This window comes from Actinomadura sp. 1N219, from assembly GCF_044326405.1.
Taxonomy (GTDB): Bacteria; Actinomycetota; Actinomycetes; order Streptosporangiales; family Streptosporangiaceae; genus Spirillospora.
Map to the genome: position 1 here is coordinate 374,435 of NZ_JBIRAY010000006.1, position 14,130 is coordinate 388,564.

At 70.6% G+C, this 14,130-nt stretch carries 11 protein-coding genes; 7 read left to right on the top strand and 4 right to left on the bottom strand.

What is annotated here, in order from left to right; translation table 11 throughout:
* Positions 1-17 precede the first annotated feature (17 nt).
* The 7 genes from ACH35V_RS21505 (at position 18) to ACH35V_RS21535 (ending at position 7,961) form a co-directional block, all read left to right on the top strand.
* Positions 18-1,376 (top strand): cytochrome P450, encoded by a 1,359-nt coding sequence (locus ACH35V_RS21505; RefSeq protein ID WP_395974644.1) that lies wholly within the window; start codon positions 18-20, stop codon positions 1,374-1,376.
* A complete protein-coding gene (locus tag ACH35V_RS21510) occupies positions 1,373-2,314 on the top strand; it encodes a terpene synthase family protein (RefSeq protein WP_395974645.1) in 942 nt (313 codons plus the stop codon). Before ACH35V_RS21505 ends, ACH35V_RS21510 begins: the two co-directional genes overlap by 4 nt.
* A complete protein-coding gene (locus ACH35V_RS21515; protein WP_395974646.1) occupies positions 2,311-3,960 on the top strand; it encodes a prenyltransferase/squalene oxidase repeat-containing protein in 1,650 nt (549 codons plus the stop codon). Before ACH35V_RS21510 ends, ACH35V_RS21515 begins: the two co-directional genes overlap by 4 nt.
* Before the next feature lie 210 nt (positions 3,961-4,170).
* Positions 4,171-6,489: a nitrate- and nitrite sensing domain-containing protein gene (locus ACH35V_RS21520; RefSeq protein WP_395974647.1), complete on the top strand. Its 2,319-nt coding sequence runs from the start codon at positions 4,171-4,173 to the stop codon at positions 6,487-6,489.
* Complete coding sequence (locus tag ACH35V_RS21525) at positions 6,486-6,908, top strand: roadblock/LC7 domain-containing protein (RefSeq protein WP_395974649.1); 423 nt, start codon at positions 6,486-6,488, stop codon at positions 6,906-6,908. Before ACH35V_RS21520 ends, ACH35V_RS21525 begins: the two co-directional genes overlap by 4 nt.
* The gene (locus tag ACH35V_RS21530; protein WP_395974650.1) at positions 6,905-7,351 is read left to right on the top strand and encodes a DUF742 domain-containing protein; all 447 of its coding nucleotides are present in this window, start codon (positions 6,905-6,907) and stop codon (positions 7,349-7,351) included. The genes ACH35V_RS21525 and ACH35V_RS21530 overlap by 4 nt, the downstream gene beginning before the upstream one ends.
* Positions 7,332-7,961: a GTP-binding protein gene (locus tag ACH35V_RS21535; RefSeq protein WP_395974652.1), complete on the top strand. Its 630-nt coding sequence runs from the start codon at positions 7,332-7,334 to the stop codon at positions 7,959-7,961. Before ACH35V_RS21530 ends, ACH35V_RS21535 begins: the two co-directional genes overlap by 20 nt.
* 23 nt (positions 7,962-7,984) lie before the next feature.
* Here ACH35V_RS21535 and ACH35V_RS21540 read toward each other — a convergent pair whose 3' ends face one another.
* The 4 genes from ACH35V_RS21540 to nuoL are packed head-to-tail and all read right to left on the bottom strand — an operon-like array spanning position 7,985 to position 14,130.
* Positions 7,985-9,022, bottom strand: coding sequence for a polyprenyl synthetase family protein (locus ACH35V_RS21540; RefSeq protein ID WP_395974653.1), 1,038 nt, complete (start codon positions 9,020-9,022; stop codon positions 7,985-7,987).
* Positions 9,023-9,032: 10 nt separating this feature from the next.
* Positions 9,033-10,640, bottom strand: a complete 1,608-nt coding sequence (gene nuoN, locus ACH35V_RS21545) for an NADH-quinone oxidoreductase subunit NuoN (RefSeq protein ID WP_395974655.1) — start codon at positions 10,638-10,640, stop codon at positions 9,033-9,035.
* Positions 10,637-12,217, bottom strand: a complete 1,581-nt coding sequence (locus ACH35V_RS21550) for an NADH-quinone oxidoreductase subunit M (RefSeq protein WP_395974657.1) — start codon at positions 12,215-12,217, stop codon at positions 10,637-10,639. Before ACH35V_RS21550 ends, nuoN begins: the two co-directional genes overlap by 4 nt.
* On the bottom strand, positions 12,214-14,130 hold the full coding sequence (gene nuoL, locus ACH35V_RS21555; protein ID WP_395974659.1) for an NADH-quinone oxidoreductase subunit L: 1,917 nt from the start codon (positions 14,128-14,130) through the stop codon (positions 12,214-12,216). Before nuoL ends, ACH35V_RS21550 begins: the two co-directional genes overlap by 4 nt.

Sequence of the window (14,130 nt, forward strand, 5' to 3'; positions counted from 1 at the left end):
GGCACAAGGGGTCGAGAATGACTGCCGAGGTCGACACCGGGCCCGCCCGCAGGGCCCGGACGCTGCCGCTCCGCCAACTGCCAGCCCTGATGCGAGAGCCGCTGAAGACATTCGACGGGCTGGGAAATGAGCCGAGCGGCGAGATCGTCAGGGTGAACCTCGGCGTTTCCCGGCCCTATCTCGTGACCCGCCCCGAGCATGTCCAATGGATCTTGCGCGACAACGTGGAGAACTATCCGCGCGGCGGCATGATGTGGAAACCGCTCACTCGCCTCGTCGGCGACATGGCGGGCGAGGGCCCGAAGTGGGCGCTCAACCGGGGGGTCTTCCAGCGCCTGATGACCGGTCCCAACATCGCCTCGGTCACCGGCGAGATGGCCCGGACGATCGCGGAGGCCGTCGACGATCTGGCCCGGCGGGCGACGGGACGGCCGGTGGACTCCCATGCCGAGATGACCCGCATCGTGCAACGCGCCATCATCCGCGTGTTCTTCGGCAACCGGATCTCCCTCGACGGGGCGGACCACCTGGCCGACGCGATCAGGACGGCGATGAAGGCGATGCGCCCCCGGCTGCTGACGCCGTTCGCCCCGCTCTCCGTCCGCCTGCCGGGAGACCGGGCGTTCCACGAGGCGCGCCGGGCGGTCGACGAGGTCATCTTCCCGATGGTGGAGGGGGCGCGCCGGGGCGAGACAGCCGAGCGCGACATCGTCTCCATGCTGATCGAGACCCGGGACGAGCAGGGCCGGGGTCTGAACGACCAGCAGGTGCGCGACGGCGTCCTGGCGATGTTCATGGCGGGGACGGAGACCACCGCCACGGCCCTCACCTGGCTCTGGGTGGCGCTGAAGGAGCATCCGGCGATCGCGGACAAGGTCTACGCCGAAATCGACGCCGTGCTGGGGCCGGACATGCCGGACCGCACGCACCTGCCGCACCTGCGCTACACCAAGATGGTCGTCCAGGAACTGCTCCGGGTGTACACCGTCGCCTGCATCCTCCCCCGCACGTCCGTCGACGACGACGTCATCGACGGGATCAGGATCAAGGGCGGCAGCACGATCGTCATCAGCCCCTACCTCACCCACCGGCTGGCGGACGTGTGGCCGGACCCGGACGTCTTCGACCCCGAACGGTTCTCCCCCGCCCGGTCGAAGGGGCGTCATCGGTTCGCCTACATGGTGTTCGGCGCCGGACCCCACCAGTGCCTGGGGACACTCCTCTTCACCGTCGAGGCCCAGTTGATCGCCGCGACGATGCTGCGGAGATTCCGTCCGGTCGTGCGGAACGAGAGCCCGGTCCGCCCGCAGGTGGGGCTGACGCTGAGCCCGCGAGAACGGGTCGAGATCGTCCTGGATCCGGCGGACCGGCGGTGACCGGACCGGAGGACCCTTCCGGCGAGGACGAGATCCAGCGCGCGCTGGAGGCCGGGAGGACGGCCGCGCTCGCGGCGGAGTGCCAACGCGACCTGCAGGAGTGGGCGGCGTCCTATCCCGTCCTCTTCTCCGCCCGCCCTTTCGACGCCCGGCTGTACGGGACGGTGGCGCTCGCCAACGCGTTCGGCGCGCCCTGGGAGTCGGCGGACCGGCTCCGGATCGCCGTCCGCACCTCGCTCTGGGTGTTCGCCGCCGACTGGATCGTGGACTACGTCGCGAAGACGCGCGACGAGATCGACGCCGTGACGCGCGAGTGCCTCGCGGTGCCCGACGTCGACGTCGCCGGCCAGAAGGCGGCCGAATCCGGAACGCCGGGCGCCGAACTCGCGCGCTGCCTGGCCGACATCCAGGCCGACCTCACGTCCGTGCCGGCGTTCGACGCCCACCGGTGGATGTGGCGGGACCAGCTGCGGCGCTATCTGACCGCGATGGCCGTCGAGTGGGACTGGAAGGCGGACGGCGCGCACCGCCGGCACCGCCGCGCCGATCAGCTCACGTTCGAGCAGTACCTGGCCAATGCCGACAATTTCGGGTCCTCGCTGGTCAACATCGCGCATTGGATCTTCACCGGCGACGATCCCACGCTCGCCCGCCTCGGCTCCCTGAGGAAGGTCAGCGAGAAGGTCCAGTGCGTCCTGCGGCTCCTCAACGATCTGGCCACCTACGAGCGAGACGTCACCTGGGGCGACCTCAACTCCCTGATGCTCGGTGTGGACCGGTCCACGGTGGCCGCGCGCATCACCTCGATCGTCGAGGACTGCCGCGAGTCGCTCCGGCCGCTGCGAGAGGCGTGCCCCACCCAGGTCGACTATCTGGAGCGGCAGATCGGATACAGCACCGGCTTCTACGGGATCACCGACTACTGGGGTGCGCTGTGACCGTGCACGTTCCGTCCTCGGACGTCCAGCCCTGCCGCTACGAGACCGAAGCCAACGAACTGATCAACGGACTCGTCCGCGAGCCCTGGGGGCGGGTCTCGCCGTCGGCCTACGAGACCGCGCGTCTGGTGGCCGTCGCGCCCTGGCTCACCGGGCATGCGAGCCGCGTCGCCTACCTCCTCGCCAACCAGCGGACGGACGGCGGTTGGGGCGGGCCCGGAGGGTACGCGCTCGTCCCCACGTTGAGCGCGGCCGACGCCGTCCTGAGCGCGCTGGTGCGCCGGCCGGACGGCGTCGCCCCCGCGGTCCTGGCGCGTTCGGCCGACCGTGCGCTGGGCATGCTCGCCCGGCTGATTCCCGGTCTCGACGCGAACGACGTCCCCGACACGCCCGCGGTGGACATGATCACGGCCTCGCTCGTCGGCTCGATCGGGGCGCGCCTGCGTGTTCTGCGGGACGCGCCGTCCACGGACGTCGGACGGGTGGCCGACTGGACGCCGCCTCCCCTGCCCGCCGGAATCGACCGCAGGCGCCTGGACGCCATGCTGGCCGCACTGGACGCGGGCCTGCCCCTGCAGATGAAGCTCTTCCACGCGCTGGAGGTGGCGGGTCCGGCGGCGTCCGGCGCGGCCGGCGCCGCGCCCGCCCCGACCGGCGCGATCGGCGCGGCGCCGGCCGCCACCGCCGCATGGCTCGGCGAACGGGGGCCGGCCGACCCCGGCCACCCTGCCCGCCGCTTCCTGGAGGCGGTGGGACAACGCCACCGCGGTCCGGTTCCGTGCGGCATCCCCATCACGGTCTTCGAACGCTCCTGGGTGATCAGCAGCCTGCTGCGCGCGGGGCTCTCCCCGGCGGTGCCCGCCGGGCTGGCGGCCGAGTTGGCCGCCGCCGTGGGCCCGCACGGCAGCCCGGCGGCCGCCGGGCTGCCCGCCGACGCCGACACCACGGCTGTGGCTCTCTACACGCTTTCTCTGCTCGGCGTCAAGCGAACGCCGGACGCGCTATGGCGATACGAGACCGAGACGCATTTTTGTACTTGGCCCGGAGAAGACGGTCATTCGACCAGCGTGAACGCGCACATCCTCGACGCTTTCGGGCAATATCTGCGGGACGTTTCGCGGGAGGCGTCCACCGCCAATCCCCGGACTGTTCACCGCGCGGCCACGTCCGTGCGAAAAATCTCATCCTGGCTTTGTGATCGGCAACACATGGACGGCAGTTGGCGCGACAGATGGCACGCCTCGCCTTACTACGCGACGGCATGCTGCGCGCTGGCGCTTTCCGACTTCGGCGGCGGCGGCGCGCGGGAGGCGGTGGCACGCGCGGTCCGCTGGGTGCTGGCCACGCAGCGCCCGGACGGCTCGTGGGGCGCGTGGAGCGGCACCGCCGAAGAGACTGCCTACGCGATCCAGACACTGTCACTCGCCGGGGCACCGTCCGATGACGCCACGGAACGCGCGTTGACGAATGGCCGCCGCAGCCTGATCTCCTCCGCGGAGGCGGCACGGCACCCGGCGCTGTGGCATGACAAGGATCTCTATCTGCCAACGGCGGTGGTCGAGGCCGGAATCCTCGCGGCCCTCTACCTGGCCGATCGCCGGCTCTCCACCGGAACCGGCGATTCCGTCCGACCTGGAACGGCGTGAAGCCCACAAATCGGACACCTGGCACGCCCGTTCGTCGGGATTCGCCTTGAGTGGATATGAAAGCGTTGCTAAAGTTCTACCCTGGCCGGGAACATAGCCCGTTTCCGTCATGCCCCTCACAAGTCGGGCGCCCTGGACTCCAGCCCCCTGGAAAGTCTGGGAGGCTTTCTATTCTCCTGGGCAGGTCATATGCGCTTGCGCAATTCACGTGTGCGAATCAAGATCACGGCGCTGCTGCTGTCGCTCGCGGCGCTCTGGGGCTTCGCCGCATGGGTCACCCTGCGCGACGGACTCAACCTGCTCACCCTCAACACGCTCGACAAGAACACGGGCCGCCCCGGCTCCGACCTGATCACCGCGCTGCAGGACGAGCGCCGCGCCACCCTGGTGTTCCTGGGGCGTCCGAGCGGGCAGCAGCGGGCCGCGCTGGACGGGCAACGCGTGCGCACCAACCAGGTGGTGACGCGTTTTCGCCGCCTCGCGAGCGGCGACGACGTGAAGTCCGCGGCGAGCGACCTCGGCTGGAAGCGGATCACGGACACCCTGAACCGCCTGGACGCCCTTCCGGCCGCGCGGCGCACGATCGACGCCGGCGCGAACCGCGCCCAGGCCTCGCAGACCTTCAACGCCATCATCGACTCCACGTTCCGGATCTTCCGCTCCAGCGCGAGCCTGGACGACGAGACCATCGCCCGTGACAGCCGCACCCTCATCGACCTGACCAGGGCCCGCGAGGTGCTCTCCCGCGAGGACGCCCTCCTCGCCGGCGCCCTGGCCACCGGCCACCTCACAGGCCCCGAGTCGATCGAGTTCGGCAGGCTCGTCGGCGCCCAGCACTTCTTCTTCGACGAGGCGGTCGCCGAGCTGCCCGACGCCGACCGGGAGGCCTACGAGCGCTTCCGGGCCGGAACCGAGCACCGGCGCCTCCAGCTGCTCGAAGAGCGGGTGCTGAACAGGTCGCAGAACACCACGAGAGTTCCGATCAGCGCGGCCGAGTGGAAAGCCGCCGTGCAGCCCGTCCTGACGAAGCACGACGAGCTGGTCCAGGCGGGCGGCGACCACGTCGTCGAACGCGCCAAGCCGGTCGCGACCGGCGTGATCGTGCGGTTGCTGCTGGCCGGGGGGCTCGGGTTGCTGGCGGTCGTCGCGTCCGTCGTCGTGTCGATCACCACCGCGCGTGCGCTGGTGCGGCAGCTCGAACGGCTGCGGAGCGCGGCGTGGGAGCTGGCGGAGCAGCGGCTGCCCGGGGTCGTGGAGCGGCTCGGGCACGGGGAGAAGGTGGACGTCGCGGTCGAGGCGCCGCCGCTGGAGTTCGGCGGCGACGAGATCGGGCAGGTCGGGCACGCGTTCAACGCCGTGCAGGAGACCGCGATCCGGACCGCCGTCGAGCAGGCCGAGCTGCGGCGCGGCGTCCGGGACGTCCTGCTCAGCCTGGCCCGCCGCACCCAGACGCTCGTGCACCGGCAGCTGACCATGCTCGACACGATGGAGCGCCGCCGCGACATCGAGGTGAAGGAGCTGGAGGAGCTGTTCCGGCTCGACCACCTCGCGACCCGGATGCGGCGCAACGCCGAGAACCTCATCGTGCTGTCCGGCGCGCTGCCCGCCCGCGGGTGGCGCAACTCCGTCCCGATGGTGGACGTCGTCCGCGCCGCGGTCGGCGAGGTCGAGGACTACACCCGCGTGACCGTGCTGCCGTTCGGGCCGGTCGAGCTGGCCGGACGCGCCGTCGGCGACCTCACCCACCTGCTCGCCGAGCTGATCGAGAACGCCGTGTCGTTCTCCCCGCCCGAGACCGTCGTGCAGGTCGGCGGGCATCTCGTGGCCAGCGGCTACGCCATCGACATCGAGGACCGCGGGCTCGGCATGTCCGACGAGAGGCTCGCCGAGGTCAACGCGCGGATCGCCGACCCGCCCGACTTCAACCTGCAGAGCTCCGTCCAGCTCGGCCTGTTCGTGGTCAGCAGGCTGGCCGAGCGGTACAACGTGCAGGTCTCGCTGAAGCGCTCCGCCTACGGGGGCACCACCGCCGTCGTCGTCATCCCCCGGGACCTCGTCGTCGAGCAGAGCCCGGCGCCCGCCACCACCGAGAACGGCCTGGAGGTGCGCCGGCCCGCCGCGGTCGGCGCCGCGTCCGGCGGCGGGGGCACGGGCCCGCAGCCCGCGCTGGTGGCGGTGCCGCCGCCCGAGGCGGAGGTCTCCCATCCCCGGCCGGAGGACCAGCCGCCAGTGCCCGACGTCTCCATCACACCGTCCGGCCTGCCCGTCCGGGTTCCGCAGGCGAACCTCGCCGAGCCCCTCCGCACCGGCGAACCGGTCGCCGCGGACGAGCCGGACGAGCACGAGGACCCCGGCCGCTCCCCTGAGGAGATCCAGCGGATCATGGGCTCCTACCAGCGCGGCACCGAGAAGGGCCGCACGGACGCCGCCCGAACCGAAGAAGCCGCACGCACCGAAGAAGCCGCACGGACCGAACAGAGCGACAAGATCCTCGGCACCAACGCAGCGGAAGGCGAGGAAGATCAGTGACGCAGAAGACCGGTTCCTCATCCGATCTGGGCTGGTTGCTGGACGACCTGGTCCACCGGCTGCCGCACGCCAGGAGCGCGGTCGTCCTGTCGGCGGACGGCCTGCTCATGGCCGCCTCCGAGGGCCTGCCGCAGGACGACGGCGAGCATCTCGCCGCCGTCGCCGCCGGGATCCAGAGCCTCGCCAAGGGGGCCGGCACCCGGTTCGGCGGCGGGCCCGTCCGGCAGACGATCGTCGAGATGCAGTCGGCGTACCTGCTGGTGACGGTGGCCGGCAAGGGCGCCTGCCTCGCGGTCCTGGCCGAGGAGGACGCCGACGTCGGCCTCACCGCCTACGAGATGGCCATGCTGGTCACGGCGATGGGGCACCATCTCACGTCGCCGTCCCGCGCGGAGAGCGCGGAGGGGCAGACCGCATGATCCCCCCCGACGACCCCTCGCCCGATTTCTGGGCGGAGGATCCGCCGGCGCCGCCGGAACCGGACCCGGAAGCGGACGCCCCGGACCGCTGGCTCGACGAGAGCGCCGGCCCGATGGTGCGCCCCTACGTGCTGACGAGCGGCCGCATCGAGCCGTCCCGCGGCACGTTCGACCTGATCACGATGGTGGTCGCGGTCGGCGTGGAACCCGACACCACGATCGGGCTCGGGCCCGAGCATCTGGCCATCGTCCGGCTCTGCCAGGACGTGCTGTCGGTCGCCGAGATCACCGGCCACCTCGACCTTCCCGTCGCGACGGTGCGGGTGATGCTCGGCGATCTGCTCGACAAGGGGTTCGTCTCCCTGCAGGAACCCGAACCGGAGGCGGACATGCACGACATCAGGATCTACAAGGCGGTGATCGATGGTCTCCGGGCCCTCTAGACGCGACGCCCCGGCAGGGGGTGTGCGCGCCCGCCGGCTCCCCACCGCGGTCAAGATCGTGATCGCGGGCGGCTTCGGGGTCGGCAAGACCACCATGGTGGGCACGGTCTCCGAGACCCGGCCGCTGCGCACCGAGGAACTCCTCACCGACCGCGGCGTCGGCGTGGACGACGTCGCCGGCGTCGAACGCAAGGACACCACCACGGTCGCGATGGACTTCGGCCGCATCACGATGCGGGACGAGTACGTCGTCTACCTGTTCGGCACCCCCGGCCAGAAGCGCTTCTGGTTCATGTGGGACGAGGTCGCGCTCGGCGCGCTCGGCGCGGTCGTCCTCGCCGACACGCGGCGCCTGTCCGACTGCTTCCCGTCGGTCGACTACTTCGAGCGCCGCAAGACGCCGTTCGTCGTCGCCGTCAACTGCTTCGAGGGCGCCAAGCGGTACGACCTCGCGGAGATCCAGATGGCCCTCAACCTGGGCCCGAAGGTTCCGGTGATGCTCTGCGACGCCCGCCGGCTCGACTCCTGCAAGGAGGTCCTCGTCGACCTCGTCGTGCATGCGATGAAGTACCGCGGCCTGTCCGAGGAAGCCCAGCCGCAGAACGTGTGACGGCGTCAGCCCGTTCTGCGGCGTCAGCCCGTCCTTGAGACGACGTAGTCGCAGAGGTGGGTGAGGGCGTCGCGGGCCGGGATGGCGGGGAGGGTGAGGAGTTCGGCGCGGGCGTCCTCGGCCCGGCGGCGGAGGTCGGCGCGGGCCCGGTCCATCGCGGGGTGCGCGCGCAGCAGTGCGAGGGCCTCGGCGTGGAGCGCGTCGTCGGTGAGGTCCTGGACGAGGAGCTCGCGGAGGCGGGCGTCGTCCGCGCCCGAGCCGATCCCGGCGAGGACGTGGTGCATCGGCAGGGTGCGGATGCCCTCGCGGAGGTCGGTGCCGGGGGTCTTGCCCGACTCCTCCGTCTCGGACGCGATGTCGAGAATGTCGTCGGACAGCTGGAACGCCACGCCGATCTTCTCGCACGCGGACGTGACCGTCCGCACGACCTTGTCGGGTGCGCCCGAGAGCAGGGCGCCGAAATGGCCGGAGACGGCGATGAGGGAACCGGTCTTGTCGGCCACGACCTGCAGGTAGTGCTCTAGCTGGTCGGCGCCGGGACGCGGCCCGACCGTCTCCTGGATCTGGCCGCGGACGAGCCGTCCGAACGCGCGGGCCTGGATCCGGACGGCGTCCGGGCCGAGGTCGGCGAGCAGGTCGGACGCGCGGGCGAACAGGTAGTCGCCGGTGAGGATCGCGACGGTGTTCGTCCAGCGGGAGTTGGCGGACTGCTGGCCGCGGCGGACGGTCGCCTCGTCCATCACGTCGTCGTGGTAGAGGGTGCCGAGGTGCGTCAGCTCGACGACGACCGCGGCGGGGACGACGCCCGGCGCGTCCGGGTCGCCGAAGTGGGAGGCGAGCAGCACCAGCATCGGCCGGAACCGCTTGCCGCCCGCCTCGACGAGGTGCTTGGAGGCGTCGGAGAGCAGCGGGTCCTCGCCGCGGACGCGGTCGAGGAGGAGGGCCTCGACGGCGGCGAGGCGCTCCTTGGCGTCGGCCGCGAGAGCCGCGTCAACGGAAAGCCCGAACGGGCCGGTCTCGGTGGCCGGCCCGCCGGGCTTCTCAGTGGAAGGGTTGCTCACCCAGGACTCCCTACCGGACGAACATGTGGGTCGTGGCTTGTCCCGCAAGGTCCAGAATGGGCTGTGGGAGCACGCCGAGTACCACAGTAGCCGTCGCGCCGAGCGCGACCGCGACCGCGGTCGCCGGGCCGGCGACCACGACCGGCCCGTCCGCGTCCGGCTCACTGAAGAACATGACGACGATCACCCGGACGTAGAAGAACGCGGCGACGGCGGACGAGATGACCGCGACGACGACCAGCGGCGTCGCGCCCTCCTCGACGGCCGCCTTGAACACCGCGAACTTCCCGGTGAAGCCGCTGGTCAGCGGGATGCCCGCGAACGCCAGCAGGAAGAAGGCGAACACGCCCGCGACGACCGGGGACCGCTTGCCGAGCCCCGCCCACCGCGACAGGTGGCCGGCCTCGCCGCCCGCGTCCCGCACCATCGTGACGACGGCGAACGCGCCGACGGACGTGAACCCGTAGGCGAGCAGGTAGAACAGGGTGCTGGACAGGCCGTCCGGGGACGAAGCGATGACGCCCATGAGCAGGAAGCCCGCGTGCGCGATGGACGAGTACGCCAGCATCCGCTTGATGTCGGTCTGCGTGATCGCGATGATCGACCCGATGGCCATCGTGAGAATGGCCACACCCCACATGAACGGCCGCCAGTCCCATTCGAGGGTCTCGAACACGACGTAGTAGACGCGCAGGATCGCGCCGAACGCGGACACGACCGTGCAGGACGCCATCAGCGCGGTGATCGGCGTCGGGGCGCCCTGGTACACGTCCGGCTTCCACATGTGGAACGGGACGCCGCCGAGCTTGAACAGCAGCCCGACCGACAGCAGGGCGACACCCGCGAGGAGCAGCGTCTCGTTGCCTGCGTCCTTGCCGATCTGCGCGGAGATGTCCGACAGCCGCACCGACCCGGCGTAGCCGTAGAGGAGCGCGGCGCCGTACAGGAAGAACGCCGACGAGAACGCGCCGAGGAGGAAGTACTTGACCGCCGCTTCCTGGGAGAGAAGGCGCCTGCGGCGGGCGAGCCCGCACAGCAGGTACAGCGGCAGCGACAGGACCTCCAGCGCGACGAACATCGTGAGCAGGTCGTTCGACGCCGGGAACATCAGCATGCCGCCGACGGCGAACATCATCAGCGGGAAGACCTCGGTCTGGATGACGCCCGCCTGGGTGGTGCGCTGCTCGGCCTCGCTGCCCGGCAGCGCGGACGCCTGCGCGGCGAAGTGCCCGCCGACCGCCCCGGCCCGGCCGTCGCCGCGCTCGGCGATCAGCAGGAGGCTGACGAGCGCCAGCACCAGGATGGTGCCCTGCAGGAACAGGGTGGGTCCGTCCACGCCGAGGGCGCCTTCGGCGGCGACGTGGTGCGGGTCGTCGCGCCATGCGAGCGCCACCGTCCAGGCGAAGCCTCCGGCGAGGCCGAGGAACGCCAGCGGCACCTGGAGGTAGTAGCGCCACGTGCGGCCGACGAACGCCTCGACCAGCACGCCCGCCACCGCGACGCCGAAGACCAGCAGCATCGGGGCGAGCTGCCCGTACTCGATGTGCGGCGCGGGGATGTCACCCCCCGGCGCGAGGGCTGCGCTCAGCTGAGCGCTCGCGTGACCGCCGGTGTTCATGGACGGGCTCCGTTCTCGGCGACGTTACCGGTGATGTCCGGCGCCGGGTCGTGCTTGTCGACCCGCACCAGCGTCTCCTTCACCGAAGGGTTGATCACGTTCAGCACCGGCTGGGGGAAGACGCCCATCGCGACGATGATCGCGATGATCGGGGCGACGGCCCACTTCTCGCGGGCGTTCAGATCCTTCATGCCCTCGACGGCCGGGGCCTTCGGGCCGCCCATGGTCCGCTGGTACATCCAGAGGATGTAGACCGCCGCCAGGACGACGCCGCTGACCGCGAGCGCGCCGGCCCACTTGTAGCGCTCGAACGTCCCGACGATGACGAGGAACTCCGAGACGAACGTGGACAGGCCGGGCAGCGACAGCCCGGACAGGCCCGCGACGAGGAACGTCCCGGCGAGGACGGGCGCCGCCTTCTGCACCCCGCCGTAGTCGGAGATCTTCGCCGACCGCCGCCGGACGATCATGAACCCGATGATCAGGAACAGCGCGCCGGTGGAGAACCCGTGGTTCACCATGTACAGCGTCGCGCCGGACTGGCCCTGCGACGTCATCGCGAAGATGCCGAGCACGATGAACCCGAAGTGCGACACCGACGTGTAGGCGATCAGCCGCTTCAGGTCGACCTGCCCGATGGCGAGGACGGCGCCGTAGATGATGCTGAGCACCGCGAACCCGAGCACGACCGGCGTCGCCCACTTGGACGCGCCGGGGAACAGCTCCAGGCAGAACCGCAGCATCCCGTACGTGCCGACCTTGTCGAGGACGCCGACGATCAGCACCAGCGCGCCGGGCGGGGACTGCTGCGCCGCGTCCGGGAGCCAGGTGTGCACCGGCACCATCGGCGCCTTGATCGCGAACGCGACGAAGAAGCCGAGGAACAGCCATTTCGCGGTCGTCGGGTCGACGTTCATCTGCGACAGCTCGTCGAACATGAACGTGCCCTGCCCGAGGCCGCCCTCGGACTTCGGCTTGGCAGACAGCGGGTACAGCCAGATCACCGCGACGAGCATCAGCAGCCCGCCGAGCAGCGAGTACAGCAGGAACTTCACCGCGGCGTAGGAGCGCTGCGGGCCGCCGAAGTACCCGATGATGAAGTACACCGGGATGAGCATCGCCTCGAAGAAGACGTAGAACATGAACACGTCGGTCGCGGCGAACACGCCGATCATGGCCGCTTCGAGGGACAGCAGCAGCGCGAAGTACGTCTTCACCGAGCGCTTGGCGGGGACGTCCACGCCGCCCGAACGGTCGGCCTCCGTCCAGGACGCCAGCATGACCAGCGGGACGAGGATCACCGACAGCAGGATCAGCACCAGCGCGACGCCGTCGACGCCGACCGCCCAGTGGACGCCGAACTCCTTGATCCACCAGTACTTCTCGTCGTACTGGAAGCGGGCGCCGTCCGCGTCGAAGCCCGCCGCCATCACGCCCGCGAGGACCGCGACGACGATGGAGACGCCGAGCGCGAACTGCTTGACCAGCGTCTCCCGCTCGCGCGGGATGACGCTGAGCAGCACCGCGCCCACGAGTGGCAGCGCGATGAGGACGCTCAGCCAGGGAAAGTCGTTCACGAGACATTCACCGCCAGCAGGGCGGCGACCACGAGGGCGGCGCCGCAGAACATTGAGAGGGCGTAGGAGCGGGCGAAGCCGGTCTGGACGCGGCGGAACCGGCCGGACGTCCCGCCGATCCCGGCGGCGGTGCCGTTGACGGCGCCGTCGACGCCGCGGCCGTCGAACCAGACCGCGAGCCGGGTCAGCCACTGGCCGGGACGCATCAGCAGCGACTCGTTCAGCGCGTCGCCGTACAGGTCCTTGCGGGCCGCGACGGTGACGAACGACCCCTTCGGCGCCTCGCGCGGCACCTTCCGGCTGCCATACTGCCGCCACGCGATCGCCGCGCCGGCGATCATCAGCACGAAGGTCGCGATGCCGGGCGCGGCGAGCGGCTTGAACTCGTGGTGGTGCTCGGGCGCCCCGACGACCGGTTCGAGGAAGTCGGCGAACCCGCCGAGGACCAGGAACCCGCCCGCGCCGATCGAGCCGACCGCCAGCAGGATCAGCGGCCACGTCATGACGGCCGGCGACTCGTGCGGGTGCGCGTCGTCCGCCCAGCGCTTCTCGCCGAAGAACGTCATGAACATGACCCGCGACATGTAGTACGCGGTGATCCCCGCGCCGATCAGCGCGCAGGAGCCGAGGATCATCCCGGACGTGCCGCCCTTGTCGAACGCGACCTCGATGATGGCGTCCTTGGTGAACCAGCCGGACAGGCCAGGGAAGCCGATGATGGCGAGGTAGCCGAGCCCGAACGTCGCGTAGGTGAGGATCATCACCGAGCGGAGCGCGCCGTAGTGGCGCATGTTCACGTCGTCCTTCATGCCGTGCATGACGGATCCAGCGCCGAGGAACAGCCCCGCCTTGAAGAAGCCGTGCGCGATGAGGTGCGCGATGGCGAAGACGTAGCCGGCCTTGCCGAGACCGGCGGCGAGGTGCATGTAGCCGATCTGCGACATCGTCGACCCGGCGAGGGCCTTCTTGATGTCGTCCTTGCCGCACCCGATGATCGCACCGAACAGCAGCGTGGCCGCGCCGACGATCGTCACGACGAGCTGCGCCGTGTCGGACATCTCGAAGATCGGCCCGGCCCGGACGATCAGGTACACGCCCGCGGTCACCATCGTCGCGGCGTGGATGAGGGCCGACACGGGGGTCGGGCCCTCCATCGCGTCCAGCAGCCAGGACTGCAGCGGGAGCTGCGCCGACTTGCCGCACGCGCCGAGCAGGAGCAGCAGCCCGATCGCGGTGGCGGTGCCGGTGCCGAGCTGGGACGCGAGGCCCGCGTGCTCGGCGCCCTCACCCAGGATCGGGCCGTAGCCGACCGTCCCGAACGTGGCGAACATCAGCGCGATCGCGATGATCAGCCCCATGTCGCCGACGCGGTTGACGACGAACGCCTTCTTCGCGGCGGTCGCGGCGGTCGGCTTGTACTGCCAGAACCCGATCAGGAGGTACGAGGCGAGGCCGACGCCCTCCCAGCCCAGGAACATGATCAGGAAGTTGTCGCCGAGCACCAGCAGCAGCATCGCCGCGACGAACAGGTTCAGGTAGGCGAAGAACTTGCGCCGCTCGGGGTCCTCGGCCATGTAGCCGATGGAGTAGATGTGGATCAGGGAGCCGACGCCGGTGATCAGCAGGACGAAGCTGATGGACAGCGGGTCCACCAGCAGGTCCATGCCGACCTTGAACGAGCCGACGTCGACGAAGTCCCACAGGTGCAGGGTGCGGCGCCGTTCCTCCGCCTCGTACCCGAGCATCTGGACGAACATCGCCGCGCCCACCGCGAACGACGCCACCGACATGGTGACGCCGAGCAGATGCCCCCACTTGTCGGTGCGCCGCCCTCCCAGCAGGAGGATCGCCGCGCCGGCGAGCGGGAGCGCGATGAGGAGCCAGGACGCGGCCTGGATGCCTTCCGCTTTCAT

Coding starts and splice junctions, on each gene's coding strand:
- ACH35V_RS21505 (WP_395974644.1), top strand. CDS start 18: ATGACTGCCGAGGTCGACACCGGGCCCGCCCGCAGGGCCCGGACGCTG.
- ACH35V_RS21530 (WP_395974650.1), top strand. CDS start 6,905: ATGATCCCCCCCGACGACCCCTCGCCCGATTTCTGGGCGGAGGATCCG.
- ACH35V_RS21535 (WP_395974652.1), top strand. CDS start 7,332: ATGGTCTCCGGGCCCTCTAGACGCGACGCCCCGGCAGGGGGTGTGCGC.
- nuoN (WP_395974655.1), bottom strand. CDS start 10,640: ATGAACACCGGCGGTCACGCGAGCGCTCAGCTGAGCGCAGCCCTCGCG.
- nuoL (WP_395974659.1), bottom strand. CDS start 14,130: ATGAAAGCGGAAGGCATCCAGGCCGCGTCCTGGCTCCTCATCGCGCTC.